The sequence below is a fragment of the Pseudomonas sp. PONIH3 genome, assembly GCF_002934345.1.
Taxonomy (GTDB): domain Bacteria; phylum Pseudomonadota; class Gammaproteobacteria; order Pseudomonadales; family Pseudomonadaceae; genus Aquipseudomonas; species Aquipseudomonas soli.
Map to the genome: position 1 here is coordinate 6,188,432 of NZ_CP026386.1, position 21,836 is coordinate 6,210,267.

Below are 21,836 nucleotides of genomic sequence, written 5' to 3' on the forward strand. Positions count from 1 at the left end.
ATGGACAAGAGCACAGCAGAACGTATCGCCAAGCGCTTTGTCGGCCTTGCCCTGGAGCAGCGTCGGCAGATCCTCGACAAGATGCGCGAGACCGGGCAGAGCTTTCGCTTGCTGCCCATCGCCGTGACCCGTCACGACAGCCCGCGCATCCCGCTGTCCTATGCCCAGCAGCGCATGCTGTTCCTCTGGCAGCTGGAGCCGCACAGCAGCTTCTACAACGTGCCGATGGCGGTGCGCCTGAGCGGTTCGCTGAACCAGCAGGCCTTGGCCCAGGCCCTGGATGCGCTGGTGCGGCGCCATGAGAGCCTGCGCACGCGCTTTGTCTCCGAGCAGGGCGAGTTCCACCAGCAGGTTCTCGAACAATCGGGCGTCGGCCTGGAGGTGCGCGAGGTGCAGGCCGGGCCGGGCGAGGATATCGAGCAGTGCCTGCGTACTGCGGTGCGCGAGGCGCTGGATGCGCCGTTCGACCTGCTCGAAGGCCCGCTGCTGCGGGTCCGGCTGTTGCGCCTGGCACCGACCGAGCACGTGCTGACGGTATGTATGCACCATATCGTCTCCGACGGCTGGTCGGGCGAGCTGATGGTGCAGGAGTTCGTGCACCTGTACGAGGCCCTGTCGCAAGGGCGTGACGCCAACCTGCCGCCGCTGGAGGTGCAATACGCCGACTACGCAATTTGGCAACGCGCCTGGCTGGAGGCCGGCGAGGGCGAGCGCCAGTTGCAGTACTGGAAGCAGCAGTTGGGCGATGAACACCCGGTACTGGACCTGCCGCTGGACCACGAGCGTCCGGCGCACCCCAGCTACCGTGGCGCGACCTTGCGCAGCGATGTGCCGGTGGCGCTGTCGGCGCAGCTCAAGGCCCAGGCGCGTAGCCAGGGCCAGACCGTGTTCATGCTGACCCTGGCGGCGCTGGCCGTGACCCTGTCGCGCTACAGCGGCCAGGCCGACATCCGCATCGGCGCGCCCAACGCCGGGCGCAACCGCAAGGAAGTCGAAGGCCTGATCGGCTTCTTCATCAACACCCAGGTGCTGCGGGTGCAGGTGGACGAGCGCCACAGCGGCGAGGCGCTACTGGAACAGGTGAAGCAGGTGGTCAGTGGCGCGCAATCGCATCAAGAACTGCCGTTCGAGCACCTGGTCGACGCATTGGCGCCGGAGCGCAACCTGGGCCACAACCCGCTGTTCCAGGTGAAGATCAACCAGAACATGGCCGATACCGAGGGCGGCGCCCAGGCCCGCCAGACGCTGGGTGAGCTGAGTGTCAGCGGTTTTTCGGTCGAGGGCAGCGATGCGCGCTTCGACCTGGCCTACGACTTCACCGAGACCCCCGACGGCCTGCAAGGCTACTTCACCTACAGCACCGACCTGTTCGAAGCCGCGACCATCGAGCGCATGGCCGCTTCGTTCCAGGCCGTGTTGCGTACGCTTGTCGAGCACCCCGACGCAGCGTTGCTCGATTACCCGGACGCCCAGGCTGAGCAGGTCGAAACCGCTGCCCAAGACTGGCCGCAGCAGGACTTCCTCGCCCTGTGGCGTCAGGGACTGCAAGCCGGGGGTGGGCAGCCGGCATTGCGAGCTGGGGATCGCACGCTCACCTACGCCGAGCTGGAGCAGCAGGCCAACCGTTTCGCGCATTACCTCAAGGCGCAGGGTATCGCCCCGGGCATGACCGTGGCGCTGTGCCAGGAGCGCTCCATCGAGTGGGTGACCAGCCTGCTGGCGGTGCTAAAGCTGGGCGCGGTGTACCTACCGCTGGACAGCCGCCAGCCGGCCGAGCGTCTGCAGCAGTTGCTGCAGGCCAGCGCCGCGCAGCTTCTGGTGCATGCCCAGGGCGACGCCCAGGCGGCGGGGCTGGGCGTGTGCCGCGCCGTGGCTTATGACGCTTCGTTGTATGGCGACTGCGACGACCAGCCACCGGCGGTGCGTGTCTTGCCGCAGCAGGCGGCCTACATCATCTATACCTCGGGTTCCACCGGGCAGCCCAAGGGCGTGGTGGTCAGCCACGGGGCGCTGGCCAACTACCTCCAGGGCGTGCTGCAACGCCTCGACCTGCAGCCCGGCGCCAGCCTGGCGATGGTTTCCACGGTGGCCGCCGACCTTGGCCATACCGTGCTGTTCGGCGCGCTGGCCTCGGGCCGGCTGCTGCACTTGCTGGGCCACGACCAGGGTTTCGATCCGGATGCCTTCGCCAGCTACATGGCCGAGCACCGCGTCGATGTGCTGAAGATCGTGCCGAGCCACCTGCAGGGCCTGTTGCAGGCCGCGCAGCCGGAGCGCGTGCTGCCCGAGCAACTGCTGATCCTTGGTGGCGAGGCCAGTTCCTGGGCGCTGATCGAGCAGATCCGCCGCCTGAAGCCCGGCTGCCGGATCATCAACCACTACGGCCCGACCGAAACCACCGTGGGCATCCTCACCCACGAAGTCGGCGCGCGCCTGCCCGGCTGGCGCAGCGTGCCGGTCGGCCGGCCGCTGGACAACGGCCAGGCGCGGGTGCTGGACGCCTACCTCAATCCGCTGCCCGAGCGCGTGGCCGGCGAGCTGTACCTGGGCGGGCAGGGCCTGGCCCAGGGTTATGTCGGCCAGCCGGGCCTGACCGCCGAGCGCTTCGTCCCCGATCCGTTCGGTGACAACGGCCAGCGGCTGTACCGTGCCGGTGACCGCGCACGCCTGGACCAGGGTGTGCTGGAGTACCTGGGCCGTGGCGATGACCAGGTGAAGATCCGTGGTTACCGGGTCGAGCCGGGCGAGGTCGGCCAGGTACTGCAAGGCCTTCCCGGCGTGGCCGAGGCCGTGGTGCTGGCACTGCCCCTGGACAGCGACCCTACGCGCCTGCAACTGGTGGCCTGGGCCGTACCGGCGGCGGGTGTCGAGCTGCAGGCCGAGGCCCTGCGTCAGGCCTTGCTGGAGCGCTTGCCAGAGTACCTGGTGCCGGCGCAGGTGCTGCTGCTCGAACGCCTGCCGCTGACCGCCAATGGCAAGCTGGACAAGCGTGCCCTGCCCAGACCCGGGGTGGTGGCCAAGCAGCGCTTTGTCGCGCCGGTGGGTGAAATCGAAGAGAAACTCGCGGCGATCTGGTGCGAGGTGCTCAAGCGTGAGCAAGTGGGCAGCACCGACAACTTCTTCGAGTTGGGCGGCGACTCGATCCTCAGCCTGCAGATCATTGCCCGCGCCAAGCGCCAGGGCATCAAGCTGAGCCCCAAGCAGCTGTTCGAGAAGCAGACCATCGGCCAACTGGCGGCGGTGGCCAAGCTGATCGAGAAGAAGCCGGCGGCCGAGGTGGTCGAGCAGGTCAGCGGCAACCTGCCGCTACTGCCGATCCAGGCGCGGTTCTTCGACAGCGCGATTCCCCAGCGCCACCACTGGAACCAGGCGGTGCTGCTGACTCCGCGCCAGCCGTTGACGGTGGCCTTGCTGCAACCTGCGCTCAAGCTGCTGGTGGAACAGCACGACGCCCTGCGCCTGCGGTTCAGCGAGGACCAGGGCCAGTGGCAAGGCCAGTTCGCGCCGGTCGACGCGCAGCAGTTGCTGTGGGTACATCAGCTGGACGATGCCGCGCGCCTGCCGGAACTGGCCGACGAGGCCCAGCGTAGCCTGGACCTGAAGAATGGCCCGCTGCTGCGCGTGGTGCTGATCGACCTGCCCGAGGGGCAACAGCGCCTGCTGGTGGTGATCCACCACCTGGTGGTCGATGGTGTGTCCTGGCGCGTCCTGCTCGAAGACCTGCAACTGGCCTGCCAGGCACTGCTGGCCGGCAAGGCGCCGGTGCTGCCGGCCAAGAGCAGTTCGCTCAAGGCCTGGGCCGAGCACCTGCGCGAGCAGGCCCGCAGCCCCGCGCTGGTGGCCGAGCTGGCCTACTGGCAAGCGCAGTTACAGGGTGTCAGCGACGTCCTGCCTGGGGCGAACCTGCAGGGTGGCCAGCAGCGCAAGCATGAAATCTCGGTGCGCACCCACCTGAACGCCGAACTGACCCGGCAACTGCTGCAGGAGGCGCCGGCCGCCTACCGTACCCAGGTCAACGACCTGCTGCTGACGGCGCTGGCGCGGGTGATCCGCCGCTGGACCGGCGAGGCGCACGCGCTGATCCGCCTGGAAGGCCATGGCCGCGAAGACCTGTTCGATGACCTCGACATCACCCGCACGGTCGGCTGGTTCAGCAGCCTGTACCCGTTGAAGCTGACCCCCGCCGATGACCTGGGTGCGTCGCTGATGGCGGTCAAGGAGCAACTGCGCGCCGTGCCGGCCAAGGGCATTGGCTACGGTGTACTGCGTTACCTGGGTGACGCGCAGGCCCGCGAAACCCTCGCCGCCCTGGCCCAGGGCAGCATCGTGTTCAACTACCTGGGGCAATTCGACGGCAGCTTCGATAGCGAACAAGGGTTGTTCACCCCGGCGCCGGAAGGCGCGGGGCAGGGGCAAAGCCCGGAGGCGCCGCTGGGCAGCCTGCTGAGCATCGATGGCCAGGTCTACTCCGGTGAACTGGCGCTGGACTGGAGCTTCAGCGGCGCCGTGTTCGAACGTGGGCAGATCCAGCGCCTGGCCGCCGAGTACGCTGAGGAGTTGCGCCTGTTGATCGGCCACTGCACCACTCCGGGCGTGGCGGGTGTGACGCCTTCGGACTTCCCGCTGGCCAACCTCGACCAGCGTCAGATGGAGGCGCTGCCGGTGGCGGCGGGTAACATCGAAGACGTCTACCCGCTGTCGCCGATGCAGCAGGGCATGCTGTTCCACAGCCTGTACCAGCAGGAGGCGGGCAACTACATCAACCAGACACGCGTCGAAGTGCAGGGGCTGGACGTACCGCGCTTCATCGCGGCCTTGCAGGCCACCGTGGACAACCACGAAGTGCTGCGCAGCAGTTTCTTCAGTGGCTACGACCAGTCACTGCAAGTGGTGCAGCGCCAGGCGCGGCTGCCGCTGGTCGAGCTCGACTGGCGTGATCAGGCCGACCTGCCGCGGGCGTTGCAGGAATGGGCCGAGGCCGACCTGCGTGGCGGTTTCGACCTGGCCAGCGGTCCGCTGCTGCGCCTGGCGGTGATCCGCAGCGCCGAACAGCAGTACCAGCTGGTGCTGACCAACCACCATATCCTGCTCGATGGCTGGAGCAGCTCGCGCCTGTTCGGCGAGGTGCTGCAGCGTTACGCCGGTGTCACCCCGGCAGGCAAGAACAGCCGTTACCGCGACTATATCCAATGGCTGCAGCGCCAGGACCAGGCCGCCAGCGAGCGCTTCTGGCGCGAGCGTACGGCGGAACTGGACGAGCCTACGCGGCTGGCCCAGGCCTTCAGGTCCGAAGCCCAGGGCCACGGGCAGGCCGAGCATCAGATCAGCCTGGATGCACAGCGTACCCAGCGCCTGGGCGAGTTTGCCCGGGACCAGCGGATCACCCTCAACACCCTGGTTCAGGCCGCGTGGCTGTTGCTGTTGCAGCGCTACACCGGGCAGGCCTGCGTGACCTTCGGCGCCACCGTGGCCGGCCGCCCGGCGGAGCTCGCGGGCGTCGAGGAGCAGCTGGGGCTGTTCATCAACACCTTGCCGGTGGTCGCCAGCCCGCGCCCGGAACAGACCGTGGGCGACTGGGTACAGCACGTGCAAGGGCTGAACCTGGCCCTGCGCGAGCACGAGCACACGCCACTGTACGAGATCCAGCGCTGGGCCGGCTGGAGCGGCGAGGCGCTGTTCGACAATATCCTGGTGTTCGAGAACTACCCGGTGTCGGAGGCGCTGCAGCAAGGCGCTCCCCAGGGGCTGGTGTTCGGCGAGGTGGCCAGCCAGGAGCAGACCAACTATCCGCTGACGCTGGTGGCCCAGGTGGGCGAAAAACTGTCGGCCAGCTTCAAGTTCGACCGCGCCAGCTATGCCGGATCGGCTGTCGGGCAGATTGCGGCACATTTCGTCGAACTGCTGGAAGGGTTGGCGGACTCGTCGCAGCGGGCTTTGGGTGAGCTGGTGCTGAGCACAGCGCCGCTACAGGTCATTGACAGCTATCCGAGTTCGGCCTGCGCTCACGTGCTGATCGAGCAGCAGGCGGCGCGCACGCCTGAAGCGATCGCCGTGACCTTCGCCGGCCAGGCGCTGAGCTACGACCAGCTCAACCGACGCGCCAACCGCCTGGCGCACAAGCTGCGGGCACAGGGCGTGGGGCCGGATGTGCTGGTGGGCATCGCCGTGGAGCGCGGTTTCGAGATGATCGTCGGCCTGCTGGCGATCCTCAAGGCCGGGGGCGCCTATGTGCCGCTGGATCCGGAGTACCCGCAGGATCGCCTGAGCTACATGATGGAGGACAGCGGCATTCAGTTGCTGCTGACTCAAGGCCATCTGCTGGCCGGGCTGCCGGTGCCGGCGCACGTGCGCAGCCTGTCTCTCGAAGATGATCTGACCGGCTATAGCGACGAAAACCCCGAGCACCTGATCCAGCCGGACAACCTGGCCTATGTGATCTACACCTCGGGCTCGACCGGCAAGCCAAAAGGCACCTTGCTGCCACACCACAACCTGCTGCGCCTGTTCAAGGCCACCGATGCCTGGTTCGGTTTCGGCCCGCAGGATGTGTGGACGCTGTTCCACTCGTACGCCTTCGACTTCTCGGTGTGGGAGATCTTCGGTGCGCTGCTGCATGGCGGTCGTCTGGTGATCGTGCCGCGTGAGGTGACCCGCTCGCCGGAGGACTTCCACCAGTTGCTGGTGGAGCAGGGCGTGACCGTGCTGAACCAGACCCCGTCGGCGTTCAAGCCGCTGATGCGCGTGGCCCGTGACAGTGCATCCGACCTTTCGCTGCGCTACGTGATCTTCGGTGGTGAAGCCTTGGATGTGGCCGCGTTGCAACCGTGGTTCGAGCGCTTCGGCGAGGATTGCGACAACCTGATCAACATGTACGGCATCACCGAGACCACGGTGCACGTAACCTACCGGCCGATCCGCTTTGCCGACACGCAACAGGCGGGCAGCCCGATCGGCGCGGCGATTCCGGACCTGTCAATGTACGTGCTGGACGCCGATTTCAATCCGGTGGCCAAGGGCTGCACCGGCGAGCTGCATGTCGGCCACGCCGGCTTGGCACGCGGTTATCACAACCGCGCCTCGCTGACCGCCGAACGCTTCGTGCCGGACCCGTTCTCCAGCGAAGGCGGACGCCTGTACCGCACCGGCGACCTGGCGCGTTACCGCGAACAGGGCGTGATCGAGTACGTGGGGCGGATCGACCACCAGGTGAAGATCCGTGGCTTCCGTATCGAACTGGGCGAGATCGAAGCGCGCCTGCAAGAGCATGCGGCGGTGCGCGAAGTGCTGGTGCTGGATATCGACGGGGCAGGGGGCAAGCAACTGGCGGCCTACCTGATCGCTCAAGATCCAGCTGCCGATCACGCAACCCTGCGCGACACGCTGAAACAGCACCTCAAAGCCAACCTGCCGGACTACATGGTGCCGACGCACTTCCTGGTCTTGGACCAGTGGCCGCTGACCGCCAACGGCAAGCTGGACCGCAAGGCCCTGCCGAAGCCGGATGCCAGCCAACTGCGACAGGGCTACGTGGCCCCACGTACGGCGCTGGAGCAGCAACTGGCGGCGATCTGGAGCGAGGTGCTGAAGGTCGAGCAGGTCGGCCTGCACGACAACTTCTTCGAGCTCGGCGGCCATTCGCTGCTGGTGATCACCCTGGTGAACAAGGTGCGCGAAGCCTTCGCTGTCAACATCAGCCTGCATGAGTTCATGTTGATGGCCAGCTTCGATAAACTCGCCAACTTCATCGGCGGCGGCAAGGATCGCCTGAAATCGCCGGTAATCAACCTCAACGGCTGCCAGCGCCAGCGTCCGGCGCTGTTCTGCCTGCCGCCGGGTGGCGGCGGTGCCTACGCCTACTACCCGCTGGCCAGCCGCCTGGCCGATGAGCGCCCGGTGTATGGCCTGGTCAACCGCTGCTATGCCGAGCCGGGCTGGGTGGACGAATCCTGGGCGGCGATGGTCGGCTACTACGTCGAGCAGATCCGCCGTACCCAGGCCAGCGGCCCGTACCATCTGCTGGGTTGGTCCATGGGTGGCGCCCTGGCGCTGGAGGTGGCTCACGCCCTGGAGCAGGCCGGCCAGCAGGTCGGTTTCGTCGGCCTGGTCGACACCCAGCTGCCGCAGGAGGTATCCGGTCTCGACGCCGAGCCCGTCGAGGTGGTGCAGGTGGCGCGGGCGGACGAGAGCCTGCTGCGTGGCCTGCTGGCCTTTGCGCCGGGCGTCGGCGAGGCGCGGATCGCTGGCTTCATCGACGAGGCCGAGCGTCTGCCGGCCGAGGTCGACAGGACCGAGTGGGTCATCGCGCAGGTGGCCGCCGCGGGGAATGTCAGCGCCGAACGCCTGCGCAGCATCCACGAGGATGTGCACTTGCAGCGGGAGATCGTCGATGGCTTCGCCGTGCTCGACCGCAACGCCGAACTGAGCCAGGCATTCCGCCTGCGCCCGCTGGTGGTTCAGGTGGACTGCTGGTGGGCCAGTGAAAGCCGCAGCGCCGAGCGGGTACGCCTGGGCGAGGCGGGGCTGCTGGCCCAGGCTTCGGTCAACGGGCTGGCCAGTTCGACGGTGATCGCCGATGGGCATGAGGGTGTGATCAACGCCGTCGCGTTCATCGACGGGCTGGTGCAGCGGCTTGCCGACAAGGCGTAAGGGTTGCTGTCGCAGCGAGCCGGGACCGCACTGTGGTCCCGGCATTGCTGCCCATCAAACCGTGCGCAAGCGCGCCTGCTCCACCTGTCGCATCTCCACTCCATCGAGCAATGCCTCGACCACCGCCTTGGCCGCATCCAGCCCATGATCATTGCCCAGCAACAGGTCATGGCAGGTGCCGGTCGCCAGTTCCATTGCCTTGAGGTTGGTGGCGAACGCGCCCTTGAGCAGAGTGGACAGGTGCACCAATGCATCTTCGAAGTCCACGCCTTCGCGCACGGCGAACAGGGAAGGGTGGCTGCATTCGCAGTTGCCGAAGCTGGAGTGCGCCGTGGTGGCGCGGGAAGGGGGATCGGGTAAGCCTTTTGTCATTGTGTCGCTCCTTGATTCAATGGAGCCGCCACAGATCGCTACCAAACGAAGTGGTGACGGCTGTACGCAGGTTGGTAGACCGGGAATCAAGGAAACCGGCGCGCACGAGTGCGCCCTACGCACAGCCGCCATAAAACGAAATAGCGGGCACAGAAAAAGCGCCGACTCTATCGCAATGGGGGCGCTTGTGCGCCTTGATTGATCGCGGGCTACCAAACCCGGCTGCTGGACTTACAGCAGCGCGCAAAGGTTACCGGGCTCAGGCAACCGTTTCAAGGCGCGTTCATATGCGGATACACTCGCCGATTCACCACCACAAGGATGTGCCTGATGCCCGAACCCTCCAACCTGTTGGCCTTCGCCTTGATCAGCCTGGGCATGGTGCTGACCCCCGGCCCCAACATGATCTACCTGATCTCCCGCTCCATCTGCCAGGGGCGCGGCGCCGGGCTGGTCTCGCTGGCAGGGGTGGCCATGGGCTTTGTCTTCTACATGCTCTGCGCAGCGCTCGGGATCACCGCGCTGGTCATGGCCGTGCCGTTCGCCTACGACGCCCTGCGCATCGGCGGTGCGCTGTACCTGCTGTACCTGGCCTGGCAGGCGCTGCGCCCGGGCGGGCGCTCGCCGTTCCAGGTGCGCGAGCTGCCGGCGGACAGCCCCAGGCGGTTGTTCATGATGGGCTTTGTGACCAACCTGCTGAACCCCAAGATTGCGGTCATGTACTTGTCGCTGATGCCGCAGTTCATCGAGCCGGGCCATGGCAGCGTCTTGCTGCAGTCGCTGGTACTGGGCGGCACGCAGATCGCCATCAGCGTCACGGTCAACGCGTTGATCGCGGTCATGGCGGGGTCGATCGCCGTGTTCCTGGCCGGTCGGCCGGTGTGGCAGCAGGTGCAGCGCTGGCTGATGGGCACGGTGCTGGCCGCCCTGGCCGTGCGCATGCTAGCTGAAGGGCGCCGTTGATCGCCAACAGCGATCAGATGGAACGTTTTGCCACCGGCCGACTTCTTACCCTCAGAGGAAAGACAACGTGCCCGGGATTACCGCGACATGAAAGCCCGCCAGGAGAGCAAATCAGTCAACCTGCAACCATTACCGGGTTTCATGCGCGGTGGTGGCGAAGTCAGCTGCCTGTTGCAGGCCATGGATTGGGGACGTTCGCCACTGGGCCCGCCGGACGCTTGGTCGCCAGCATTGAAGGGCGTGGTCGCCACGCTCCTCAGCGCCGAGGCACAAATCGTGCTGTTCTGGGGGCCGCAGTACGCCGCGCTGTACAACGATGCTTACTGGCCGACCATTGGTGACAAGCACCCCGCGGCGCTAGGGCAACCCGCCCAGGTTCACTGGCGCGAACTGTGGGACGACCTGGAACCTTTGTTGCGCGGAGTGCGTGAAACCGGCGTGAGCTTTTCCGCCAAGGACCGGCCGTTCTACATCGAACGCCATGGCCCTGGTGAAACGGCATACTTCGACGTCTCCTACTCCGCCGTTCGCGAGGCCGATGGCGCCGTAGGCGGCGTGCTTTGCATCGTCACCGAGACATCCGAACGCGTGTATTTCCAGCACCGTCAGGCATTTCTCCAGGAACTGCGCCAGGCCTTGCCCGGCCTCGGCCAGGCCGAACGCATCGAAGCCCATGCGGTAAGGCGCCTGGCCAAGGAGCTGGGGGCCGCAAGAGTCTGCTTCGGCGAAGACCTGGGCGATGGACGCTACCGGGTAGGACAGGAATGGGCCGCACACGTGCCGCCAATCACCGGCATCAACCAGTACGCGGCCTTGGACCCGGCATTGCGCGAGGCGCTGCTGGCCGGTCAGGTCGTGCAGCGTAACTATGAAGCGAACAGTGCTATGCCCGGTTTCCAAGGGCTGTGTGCCACGTTGCACGCCCCTGTGCTGCGCGCCGAGCGGCTGGAGGCTATGCTTGCGGTGCACTTCCACACCCCCCATGCATGGACACCCAACGAGTGCGTGCTGGTCCAGGAGACCGCCAGCCAGGTGTGGGCGGCCATCACCCATGCCCGCGCCGAGCGCGCGCTGCATGCCTTGAACGAAGACCTCGAGGAAAGAGTGGTAAACATGCTCGCCCAGCGCGAGGCCTCACTGGTGCACCTGCACGAGGCGCGCAAGGCGGAGATCATCGGCCAGCTGTCCGGCGGTATCGCCCACGACCTGAACAACATGCTCACGCCGATCATTGCTTCGTTCGAGTTGCTGCGCCGCCATCCGCAGCAGGAGCGTGCCGAACGCCTGATCGACGGCGGCCTGCAGGCGGCGGAGCGGGCGCGCAATCTTGTCGGGCGCCTGCTCAGTTTCGCCCGGCGCCAGACCCTCAAGCCCGTCACGGTGTCGCTGGCCGCGCTGGTGGCGGACATGCACGAACTGATGGCGCGCTCCCTGGGGCCGGCCATTGTGTTGCAGGTCGACATCGACACGGCGCTGCCAGGTGTATTGGTGGATCCGCACCAGTTGGAACTCGCACTGCTGAACCTTGTGGTAAACGCCCGGGACGCCATGAGTGAGGGTGGCCAACTGATCATACGCGCGGGAGCCAATGAGGGCAGCGTGCCTAGGCCGCAAGGGCTGGAGGGCGGTCGCCAGTTGTGGCTGCAGGTCAGTGACAACGGCTGTGGCATGAGTGACGAAGTGCTGGAGCATTGCATCGAGCCGTTCTACTCGACCAAGGGGGTGGGTCGGGGCACCGGCCTTGGTCTGCCGATGGTGCAGGGCCTGGCGTTGCAGTCTGGCGGCGGCTTCAGCATTCGCTCATGGGTCGGTCGAGGCACGGAAGCGACCTTGTGGCTGCCAGCCAGCGAGGCTGAGGTGGTCGAGCGCTTCGTCGAAACGGACGCGCCGCAGCGGGCGCAACGGCCGACCCGGGTGCTGCTGGTTGATGACGAGCCGCTGGTGCGCCAGGCCACGTTGATGCAGTTGCGTGCTCTCGGTTACGAGGTGACCGAAGCGCAAGGGCCCGCCGAGGCCCTGGGGTTGCTGGACCAGGGGCTGGTGCCCGATGCGCTGCTGACCGACCATGTCATGGCCGAGATGACCGGGGCGCGACTGGCCCAGCAGGTACGTGAACGCCTGGGCCAACTGCCGGTGTTGATCATTACCGGTTACACCAACCTCACGCCACGCGAGTTGCATGGCTTCGACGTGCTGCGCAAGCCGTTTCGCCAGGATGAGCTAGGACGCAGCCTGGCGCGTTTGCTGACGGCACGAGGGTAGGTCACGAGCCGTTCCTGTGCGACACAGCGCTCACTGCCGCCGCAGCACCTCCTCCAGCATTCGGCACACCTGCTCGGCCGAATAGGGCTTGGCGAGAAAGGCGAAACCCTGGTGGCCACCTTCGGCAATCGCCTCGCTGTAGCCGGAGGTGAGGATCACCGGCAACTGCGGCTGGCTGCGCTGTAACTCCAAGGCCAGGGCCAGTCCCCCCATGCCCGGCATCATCACGTCGGAGAACACCACGTCGAACCCGCCTTGTGTCGAGGCGATCTGTATCAGCGCATCCTCGGCCGAGACCGCCCAACTGACCCGATAGCCATGATCGCGCAGGATCTGCGCGATGAAACTGCCGACATCCGGGTTGTCCTCGACCACCATGATATGTCGGGACTCGCCAGAGGGCTCTAGCGCTGGCATCGCGGCGATGTCCTCGACCGCTGCCTGAGGTACCTGGGGCAGATACAGGGTAAAGGTAGTGCCTTTGCCTTGGCTGCTGCTGACCTGGACATCGCCGCCCGACTGCTTGACGAAGCCGAACACCTGGGACAAGCCGAGCCCGGTACCCTGGCCCGCGCCCTTGGTGGTGAAGAATGGATCGAAGATCCGCTCCTGCAGGTGCGGGGCGATACCCACGCCACTGTCGATCACCGAGATCGCGGCGAATGGCCCGGCCTGGGCGGCCTGGCCGCGCAGCGCCGGCATGGGCTGGTCGGCTTCCAGGCGCAAGCGCAGGGTGCCCGCGCCCGCCATGGCATCGCGGCCGTTGATCATCAGGTTGATCACCGCGGTTTCCAGCTGGCCGAGGTCGGCGTGCACGTGGCAGGGCGTGTCGGGCAGTTCCAGGCTCACCTGGATGCGCGCGCCGGTGGCGGTATCGAGCATCTCGGCCATTGCTTCGAGCCTCGGGCCTGCGTCGAACACCTGGGGGCTGAGCGCCTGGCGCCGAGCGAAGGCGAGCAGTTGCCCGGTCAGCTTGGCGCCGCGGTCGACGGTGTCGGAGACGGTCTTGAAGTAGCGGCTGCGCCGGTTGTCGTCGAGGTCCGGCCGCTGCAGGAAATGGATGGAGGAGCGGATGATGGTCAGCAGGTTGTTGAAGTCGTGGGCCACGCCACCGGTCAGCTGACCGATGGCCTCGAGCTTTTGGGTCTGGCGCAGGACCGCTTCGGTGTGCAGCAACTGGCAGGTACGTTCTTCGACACGCTGCTCGAGGGTCGCGTTGAGCGCCTCCAATGCCGTCATCGCCTCGCGCACCTCGGCGTTGGCCTGGACCCGCTGGATATGCGCCCAGCAGCGTTCGGTCACTTCGCCAAGCAGGGTCTGTTCGTAGCGGGTCCAGGCCCTGGGCCGCTTGTCGTGGATGGCCATCAGCGCCGTCAGGCGGCCCTCCTTGATCAGCGGCATACAGATGGTCGCGGTGATGCCGATGGCCTGAAAGGTCGCCGACTCGGCGGCCGGCAACTGGCTGAGGTTGTCATCGATCACCAGCGCCTGGCCTGCGCGCAGGCGGCTGACGGCCAGTTCGCCGAAGGCGGCCAGGCGATACTGGCCGACCAGCCGTGGCGAGCCCGGTGCAACCCAGTCGCCACAGATGGTGAAACCGTCCTCGTCGGACGCCATCACGGCATAGGCGCAGCTGGACAATTTCAGGTGCTCGCCCAGCAGGCGGGTGGTGGTTGCCATGATCCGTTCGGGATCGGTGGCGTGCGCGGTGGCCCGGCCGAGGCTGTCGAGGAAGTTCAGGCGGCGGTTGGCCACCACGCTCGCGGTAGTTTCGGTGACCGTGTCGAGCATGCCCACAACGTTGCCGTCATGGTCGCGCACGGGGCTGTAGCAGAAGGTGAAATAGGCGCGCTCCGGGCTGCCGTGGCGCTCGATCGTCAGCGGGAAGTCTTCGATGTACACCGCTTCGCCGTCGAGGGCGCGCCGGGCCATGCGGCCGATATCGCTCCAGGCTTCCTGCCACACTTGGCTGAAGGGGCGCCCGAGGGCCGTGGGCTTGTTGCCGAGGATTTCGCTGAAGGCGTCGTTGTGCAGGGTCAGCAGCGCATCGCCCCAGAGCACGGCCTGGGGGAAGCGCGAGGCCAGACACAGGGCGACGCTGGTCTTGAGCACGTCGGGCCAGCCGTCCAGAGGCCCAAGGGGCGTAGCCGCCCAGTCGTGGTTGCGGATGCGCGCGGCCATCAGCCCGCCGCCGTCTAGCCATTTCGCCATGAACGCTTGCCGGTCCTTTTGTGTGGGATCATCAGGTTGCACCGAGACGCGACGCTTGGCGAGGGATTTGTATGCGCTGTCGCCTCAGCGGATGAAATGCACCTTGCCGGTATCGTCGTTGCCCATGTAGATGCCGTACACACCGGCCTGGCGCTCGAGGATGTAGCGTTCGAGGATCTGCCGGATCGCTGGGTAGTAGATCTCGTCCCAGGGAATCTGGTCCGGCTCGAAGAAGCGGTAGTCCAGGGTCTCGGGCCCGTACTGGCCGGTCTCCTCGGTGGCCACGGCGCGGAAGATGATGTACACCTCGCTGATCTGGGGCACGCTGAAGATCGAGTAGGGCGAGACGATGTCGGCGCGCACGCCGCTCTCTTCCCACACCTCGCGCAGCGCCGCCTGCTCGGTGGTCTCGCCGGCCTCCATGAAACCGGCTGGCAGGGTCCAGGTCCCGGGGCGCGGCGGGATGGCGCGCTGGCACAGCAGGTACTTGCCGTCGCGCTCGATGATGCAGCCGGCGATGATCTTCGGATTGATGTAGTGGATGTAGCCGCAACCGGCGCAGTGAAGACGTTCGTGGGTGTCGCCGTTGGGGACGCCCCGGGCCAGTTCCGTGGTGCAGTGCGGGCAGTAGCGCGGGGCGGTGGGCATGGTCAGTGGCCTATGCGAGGGTCCTTGAGGGGCAGGGGGGCGACGATATCGCGGACCTTGGCGTTGTCGTCCTGCTTCTGGCGCAGGTAGTCGAGGGCGACCTTGGCGGCGGCGCGCACATGGTCGACCGAGGCCTGGTGGGCGGCCAGGGGGTCGCCGCCCTTGATCGCCTCGACGATCTTTTCCATCTCGCGGTTGCTCGCGCCCCGGCGGTTCTCCTGGGACACCGAGGTGGCGCGCAGGTAACTGATGCGCGCCTGCAGCTGGCGCAACTGCTGGGCGGCGACCTGGTTGCCCGAGCCTTCGAGCAGCACGTCGTAGAAGCCTTGCACCGAGTCGAGCACCTGCTGCAGCTCGCCGTCTTCCAGCGCCTCGCGGTTGACCTCCAGGGCGCGCTCCAGGGCGCGGATGTCCTTGGCCTTGGCGTTGAGGGTGAACAGTTGCACGATCAGGCCTTCGAGCACGCAACGCAGCTCGTAGATATCACGGGCGTCTTCCAGGGTGATGATCGCCACCCGAGGACCCTTGGCGTCGGCGAACTCCACCAGGCCTTCAGACTCCAGGTGCCGCAGGGCCTCGCGCACGGAGGTGCGGCTGACGCCCAGGCGCTCGCAGAGGTCGCGCTCGACCAGGCGATCGCCTGGTAGCAGGTGGAAGTTCATGATCGCGCCGCGCAGCTTGTCGAGCACGATTTCACGCAGGGTGACGGGGTTGCGGTTGACCTTGAAGCTGTCGTCGAGGGGCTGGCGTTTCATCAGGGGCGCTCTTCTATGCGGCTGTTGCGCCAACATCGCGGAATGCCTTGAACCGGGGCATTCCTTGCAGTGGTTCACACAGCCCGCTGTTAACGGGTGGATTGCGCATCGGCTTCGGCGAACGCTTCGCGGGCCAGGCGGAAACTGTCCACCGCCGCGGGCACGCCGCAGTAAATGCCGACTTGAAGCAGGATCTCGCGAATCTGTTCGCGGCTCAGGCCATTACGCAGCGCGCCGCGGATGTGCAGCTTGAGCTCGTGGGGCCGGTTGAGCGCGGAAATCATCGCCAAGTTTATCATGCTGCGCTCTTTGAGCGACAAGCCATCGCGGCCCCAGACATGGCCCCAGCAGTACTCGGTGACCAGCTCCTGGAGTGGCTGGGTGAACTCGTCGGCGTTTTCGATCGAGCGGTTGACGTAGTCTTCGCCGAGCACTTGTGTGCGGATCTGCAGGCCTTTCTCGTACTTTTCGTTACTCATCTGCCGAGGTCCTTGAACGTTGAATAAAAATGGGGGCCGCAACCGAGGGTGAAGGGGTATGCGCGGCCCCCGGAAACTGTGGGGCGCACAGCGCCCCCGCGAGTGTCAGCCCAGCGGCGGCAGCGCGCCGAGCTTGCCCTTGTGGTAGACCATCGGGGTGACCGGCTGCTCGGGCAGCACCAGGTTCTTCACCTGGCCGACGATGATCGCGTGGTCGCCGCCGTCGTACTCGCGCCACAACTCGCACTCGATGATCGCCGTGGCCTTGGTCAGCAGCGGGTTGCCCAGCTCGCTCAACTGCCAGTCGATGCCCTTGGCCTTGTCCTTGCCCTTGCCGGCGAAGGCATAGGCCTCGGCGGTCTGGTCGGCGGACAGCAGGTGGATGGCGAACTGCTTGCTGTCACGCAGGATCGGGTAGGTGTCGGAGGCGTAGTTGGGGCAGAACAGCACCAGCGCCGGCTCGATCGACAGCGCGCTGAACGCGCTGGCGGTGATGCCGACGATGCCGCCGTCGGCATCCAGGGTGGTGACCACGGTGACGCCGGACGGGAACGAGCCCATCACGTCTTTGTAGATGCCAGGTTCGATCATGGTGGCGTTCTCCTAGCGCATCACGAAGGGGTCGGGCATGGGCGCGGTGGACAGGTTGATCCACACCGTCTTCAGCTCGGTGTAGGCCAGTACCGAGTCGATGCCGCTCTCGCGGCCGTAACCGCTGTTCTTGAAGCCGCCGATGGGGGCCATGGCCGATACGGCGCGGTAGGTATTGACCCAGATGATCCCCGAGCGCACGTCACGGGCCAGGCGGTGGGCGCGGCCCAGGTCGCGGGTCCAGATACCGGCGGCCAGGCCGAACTGCGAGTCGTTGGCCATCGCCAGGGCCTGTTCCTCGGTCTTGAAGCGGATTACCGCGGCGACCGGGCCGAACACTTCTTCCTGCATGATGGTCATCGAGTTGCTGTCGCACTCGAACAGGGTCGGCTCGTAGAACCAGCCATCGCCTTCGACTTCGGCACGCTTGCCACCCATGCGCAAGGTGGCGCCCTCGGCCTTGGCCGCGGCCACCAGGCCTTCGATCACCGCCAGTTGCTGGGCGGTGGCGATCGGCCCCATCTCGCTGTTGTCGTCCTGCGGGCTGCCGATGCGGATGCTTTTGGCGCGTGCGATCAGGCGTTCGACGAACTCGTCGAAGATCTCGTCCTGCACCAGCAGGCGCGAACCTGCCACGCAGCTTTGCCCGGAGGCGGCATAGATGCCGGCCACGGCGCCGTTGATGGCGCTGTCCAGGTCGGCGTCGGCGAAGATGATGTTCGGTGACTTGCCGCCCAGTTCCAGCGACAGCTTGGCGAAGTTCTCGGCGCTGCTGCGCACCACGTGGCGGGCGGTGGCGGCGCCGCCGGTGAAGGCGATCTTGCGCACCAGCGGGTGGCGGGTCAGCGCCGCGCCGGTGCTTGGGCCGTAACCTGTGACCACGTTGACAACGCCAGCCGGGAAGCCGGCTTCCAGGGCCAGGCGGGCCAGCTCGAGGAGGGTGGCGGAGGCGTGTTCCGAGGGTTTGAGCACGATGGTGTTGCCGGCGGCCAGGGCCGGGGCCAGCTTGATCGCGGTGAGGTACAGCGGGCTGTTCCACGGGATGATCCCGGCCACCACGCCGATCGGCTCGTGCACCGTGTAGGCGAACAGGTCCGGCTTGTCCAGCGGCAGGGTGCCGCCTTCGAGCTTGTCGGCCAGGCCCGCGGTGTAGTGGAAGAACTCCGGCAGGTAGCCGACCTGGCCGCGGGTCTCGCGGATCAACTTGCCGTTGTCGCGGCTTTCCAACTGGGCCAGGTGTTCCTTGTTCTCGGCAATCAGGTCGCCGAGGCGGCGCAGCAGCTTGCCCCGGGCGGTGGCAGTGAGGCCGCGCCAGGCCTTGCCTTCGAAGGCGCGCTGGGCGGCCTGTACGGCGAGCTCGACATCGGCTTCGCCGGCATCTGGCAGTTGCGCCCAGGCCTTGGCGGTGGCCGGGTCAAGGCTGTCGAAGGTCTTGCCGCTCTGGGCATCGCGCCATTGGCCATCGATGCACATCTTGAAACGAACGAGGGTCATGCAACTATCCCCTTGGCGGATTCGGTGAGGGTGCGGGCCTGCCTGAGGAAGTCCAGCAGCATCTTGTTGACTTCGCGCGGTGCTTCCACCGGCATCATATGCCGTTGCTCGGCCAGGACCACACTCTGCGCGCCGGGAATTCGCGCGGCGAGTTGGCGGGTCATGGCCGGGGTGGAACCGCTGTCGAGCTCGCCGGTAGCGATCAGCGTCGGTACCTGGATGCTGCTCAGGTCGGCTTCGCGGTACATGTCCTGGGTGGCGAACAGCGAGTAAGTGGTGTGGTAGCCCTGCGGGTCGTTGCTTGCCAGGATCTGGCGGATGGCGGCGACCTGGGCCGGGTTGGCGGCCTTGTACTCGCGGCTGAACCAACGCTCGAGGGCGGCATCGACGTTGGCGTCTGGACCCTGTTCGTAGGCTTGCGCGGCGCGTGCGATCACCCCGGCGCTCTGCTCGGGAGTACGGTTGAAGACGCTGTTGAGTATTACCAGCGCGGCCAGGCGTTGCGGGTAGTCCAGGGCGAACGCGCGTGCCACCAGGCCGCCCATGGAAAAGCCGATCACGCAGGCCTGAGCGACCTGCAGGTGGTCGAGCAGTTCGGCGAGCTGCTCGGCATAGCCTTCCAGCGGCGTATCGGCGCTGGGCACGCGGCTCTGGCCATGGCCGAGCATGTCGTAGGCGATGACGCGATAGTCGTTGGCCAGGCCGACGATCTGCCCGCCCCACATTTCCTTGTTCAGGCCCACGCCGTGGATCAGTACCACGGGCTGGCCCTGGCCCAGGTCCAGGTAACTGGTCCCGGCCGGTGTACGTTCAGCGACAGGCTGAATCATGGAGGGCGCTCCTTGAAGGTCGGGCGCGGCGGGTATGCACGCCACGCCCAGGCCCGGCTTGGTTGTTGTTATTGAGCGTTGGCCTTTTCGGCAGCCAGTTCTTCCAGGTCGATGTAGCGGTTGCCAATGCGTGGGTGCAGGCGGCCACCGTCGGCGGCGCCCAGTACCACGACGATCTCGTCGGCACGTGGCGCATCTTCGATCTGCATTTCCAGGGTGATGTAGTGCGAGCGCAGGCCTTCGTCGTCCTTCTGCATCATCGGGATCTGGATCGAGGTGCCGGGGCCGCCGCGCTTGTTGGTGAAGCTCAGGTAGCTCTTGGCCTGCACGGCTTCGCGGTAGTGGTTGCCGAAGCGCAGGGTGTGGATCACCGCCGAGGCGTGCTCGATCTCGCCGTCGGCGCCGACCACGGCGGCCTTGCCATAGGCCTCGATCTTGTCGGCTCCGCCGATGGCGGCGGTCAGGCGCTCGACCATCAGCGCACCCAGTGCGGAGCAGTTGGCGCGGATCTCCGGCTTGAGGTCTTCGACGAAGCCGCGACCAGCCCATGGGTTCTTGATCACCACGGCCAGGCCGACCATGGTCACCGGCTTGTCGGTGGCCTTGCCGCCTTCGATGCGGGTCTCTTCGGAGTAGGTGACGATCTTGCGGATTTCGAAACTCATGGGGGGCTCCTGGTTAGGGTTATCAGCTCTTGTTGTCTGATGGTATACCATAATATTTGATGTGCAAGAGCCGGTCGAAAATTTCTCTCACCGGAGGACGAAAGGCTGTGTGCCTGGCTTGGATTTGGAGGCGATGCATCTATCGAGCGCCCCCCGCGCGGCGCTCGATCTCACAGGTGCAGAACCTGCCCCGACGAACGTTTCAAGGCGACCCGCAAAAAAAGCCCGCTCGCGCCGGCCACGGGGGCCAACGCGAGCGGGCTGGTCCCCGCAATCAATCAGGCAAAGGGAATTCAGGCGAAGGCCGGGACCACTTCCTTGATGAACAGCTCCAGCGACTTGCGTTTCTCGGCATGGGGCAGGCTGTTGTCGCACCAGAAGCTGAACTCGTCGACGCCTAGCTCCTGGTAGTACTTGATGCGCGCGATGATTTCTTCAGGGGTGCCGATCATGGTGTTCTTGCGGATGTTCTCCAGCGCGAAGGCTGGCACCTCGGCGAACTTCGATTCAGGGCTTGGCTCGAGGAAGCCGTTGACCGGCACGCTCTTGTTGCCGAACCAGGCATCGAAGGTGCGGTAGAAGCGTGAAATTGCCTGGGCGCCGACCTTCCAGCCGTCCGGCTCGGCCGGGCTGTGCACGTGGGTGTGGCGCAGCACCATCAATTGTGGGCGCGGCACGTCCGGGTTGTTGTCCAGCGCGGCCTGGAACTTGTTCTTCAGGTCCAGCACCTCTTCGTCGCCCTTCATCAGCGGGGTGACCATGACGTTGCAACCATTGGCCACGGCGAAGTTGTGCGAGTCCGGGTCGCGGGCGGCGATCCACATCGGCGGCATGCCCTGCTGGACCGGCTTTGGCACGCTGGTGGAGGTGGGGAAGTTGTAGATCTCGCCTTCATGGGCATAGTCGCCTTGCCACAGCTGGCGCACCGCCGGGACCATTTCGCGCAGGGCCTTGCCGCCGTCGGTGGCCGGCATGCCGCCGGCCATCCGGTCGAACTCGAACTGGTAGGCGCCACGGGCCAGGCCCACTTCCATGCGGCCATTGCTGATCACGTCGAGCAGGGCGCATTCGCCGGCGACGCGGATCGGGTTCCAGAAGGGCGCGATGATGGTGCCGGCGCCCAGGCGGATTTTCTCGGTGCGCGCGGCCAGGTAGGCCAGCAGCGGCATCGGGCTCGGCGAGATGGTGTACTCCATGGCGTGGTGTTCGCCGATCCACACGGTGCTGAAACCGCCGTCTTCGGCCATCAGGGTCAGTTCGGTGAGGTCTTCGAACAGCTGGCGGTGGCTGACCTGCTCATCCCAACGTTCCATGTGCACGAACAGCGAAAATTTCATGGGGCTTTTCCTCGGAGCTTTGTTGTTGTCGCCCGCCGGGGCAGGCGCTCTAAGTGGAATCGGTCGTCAGGGTTCAGGCGAAGGCCGGCAGGCTGGCCATCTTGCCGCGGCAATAGACCATCGGGCGGGGCGCCTCCTGGGGGACGATCAGGTTGTGTACCTTGCCGACCATGATGGCGTGGTCGCCGCCTTCGTATTCACGCCACAGTTCGCATTCGATCACGGCGGTGGCGCCGGCCAGGATCGGGTTGCCCAGTTCGCTCAGGGTCCACTCGATGCCGACGGCCTTGTCCTTGCCTTTTTTCGCGAACGCATACGCCTCGGCCTGCTGTTCACCGGAGAGCAGGTGAATGGCGAAGCGCTTGTTCTTCATCAGGACAGGGTAGGAGTCGGAGCTGTAGTTGGGGCAGAACAGCACCAGCGGCGGGTCCATGGACAGGGAGGAGAAGGCGCTGGCGGTGAGGCCGACGATCGAGCCGTCGTCGTCCAGGGTGGTGATGACGGTTACGCCGGAGGGGAAGGAACCCAGGACGTGCTTGTAGACGGTTGCGTCGATCATCTCGTGTACCTCTGATGAGAAGGC

At 66.2% G+C, this 21,836-nt stretch carries 14 protein-coding genes; 3 read left to right on the forward strand and 11 right to left on the reverse strand.

Going from position 1 to position 21,836, the window contains the following annotated elements:
• The gene (locus tag C3F42_RS28605) at window positions 1–8,646 is read left to right on the forward strand and encodes a non-ribosomal peptide synthetase (protein WP_104445219.1); all 8,646 of its coding nucleotides are present in this window, start codon (window positions 1–3) and stop codon (window positions 8,644–8,646) included.
• Between the two features lie 54 nt (window positions 8,647–8,700).
• On the opposite strand, the gene C3F42_RS28610 is transcribed toward C3F42_RS28605, so the two are convergent.
• Window positions 8,701–8,934: a hypothetical protein gene (locus C3F42_RS28610; RefSeq protein ID WP_104445348.1), complete on the reverse strand. Its 234-nt coding sequence runs from the start codon at window positions 8,932–8,934 to the stop codon at window positions 8,701–8,703.
• Window positions 8,935–9,348: 414 nt separating this feature from the next.
• Between C3F42_RS28610 and C3F42_RS28615 the strand changes: the two genes are divergently transcribed.
• Both C3F42_RS28615 and C3F42_RS28620 read left to right on the forward strand, forming a co-directional pair.
• Window positions 9,349–9,981 carry a LysE family translocator gene (locus C3F42_RS28615; RefSeq protein WP_038706321.1) on the forward strand — a complete coding sequence of 211 codons (633 nt, stop codon included), beginning with the start codon at window positions 9,349–9,351 and terminating at the stop codon, window positions 9,979–9,981.
• Between the two features lie 87 nt (window positions 9,982–10,068).
• Window positions 10,069–12,243 (forward strand): ATP-binding protein, encoded by a 2,175-nt coding sequence (locus C3F42_RS28620; protein ID WP_038706320.1) that lies wholly within the window; start codon window positions 10,069–10,071, stop codon window positions 12,241–12,243.
• A gap of 30 nt (window positions 12,244–12,273) precedes the next feature.
• On the opposite strand, the gene C3F42_RS28625 is transcribed toward C3F42_RS28620, so the two are convergent.
• The 10 genes from C3F42_RS28625 to C3F42_RS28670 all read right to left on the reverse strand — a co-directional run bounded on the left by C3F42_RS28625 (window position 12,274) and on the right by C3F42_RS28670 (window position 21,812).
• On the reverse strand, window positions 12,274–14,454 hold the full coding sequence (locus C3F42_RS28625; protein WP_038706319.1) for an ATP-binding protein: 2,181 nt from the start codon (window positions 14,452–14,454) through the stop codon (window positions 12,274–12,276).
• Window positions 14,455–14,538: 84 nt separating this feature from the next.
• The gene (locus tag C3F42_RS28630; protein WP_038706318.1) at window positions 14,539–15,102 is read right to left on the reverse strand and encodes an NUDIX hydrolase; all 564 of its coding nucleotides are present in this window, start codon (window positions 15,100–15,102) and stop codon (window positions 14,539–14,541) included.
• A 2-nt stretch (window positions 15,103–15,104) separates the two neighbouring features.
• Window positions 15,105–15,857 carry a GntR family transcriptional regulator gene (locus C3F42_RS28635; RefSeq protein WP_038706317.1) on the reverse strand — a complete coding sequence of 251 codons (753 nt, stop codon included), beginning with the start codon at window positions 15,855–15,857 and terminating at the stop codon, window positions 15,105–15,107.
• 89 nt (window positions 15,858–15,946) lie between these two features.
• On the reverse strand, window positions 15,947–16,336 hold the full coding sequence (locus C3F42_RS28640) for a carboxymuconolactone decarboxylase family protein (protein WP_023632816.1): 390 nt from the start codon (window positions 16,334–16,336) through the stop codon (window positions 15,947–15,949).
• Between the two features lie 105 nt (window positions 16,337–16,441).
• Window positions 16,442–16,927, reverse strand: a complete 486-nt coding sequence (locus C3F42_RS28645; protein WP_038706316.1) for a flavin reductase family protein — start codon at window positions 16,925–16,927, stop codon at window positions 16,442–16,444.
• A gap of 12 nt (window positions 16,928–16,939) precedes the next feature.
• A complete protein-coding gene (locus tag C3F42_RS28650; RefSeq protein WP_104445220.1) occupies window positions 16,940–18,421 on the reverse strand; it encodes an aldehyde dehydrogenase in 1,482 nt (493 codons plus the stop codon).
• Window positions 18,418–19,251: an alpha/beta fold hydrolase gene (locus C3F42_RS28655; protein WP_094011895.1), complete on the reverse strand. Its 834-nt coding sequence runs from the start codon at window positions 19,249–19,251 to the stop codon at window positions 18,418–18,420. The genes C3F42_RS28650 and C3F42_RS28655 overlap by 4 nt, the downstream gene beginning before the upstream one ends.
• A gap of 68 nt (window positions 19,252–19,319) precedes the next feature.
• A complete protein-coding gene (locus C3F42_RS28660) occupies window positions 19,320–19,916 on the reverse strand; it encodes an amino acid synthesis family protein (protein WP_023632164.1) in 597 nt (198 codons plus the stop codon).
• Between the two features lie 293 nt (window positions 19,917–20,209).
• On the reverse strand, window positions 20,210–21,253 hold the full coding sequence (locus C3F42_RS28665) for an LLM class flavin-dependent oxidoreductase (RefSeq protein WP_038706314.1): 1,044 nt from the start codon (window positions 21,251–21,253) through the stop codon (window positions 20,210–20,212).
• Between the two features lie 73 nt (window positions 21,254–21,326).
• Window positions 21,327–21,812: a flavin reductase family protein gene (locus tag C3F42_RS28670; protein ID WP_023630914.1), complete on the reverse strand. Its 486-nt coding sequence runs from the start codon at window positions 21,810–21,812 to the stop codon at window positions 21,327–21,329.
• Window positions 21,813–21,836: the final 24 nt, after the last annotated feature.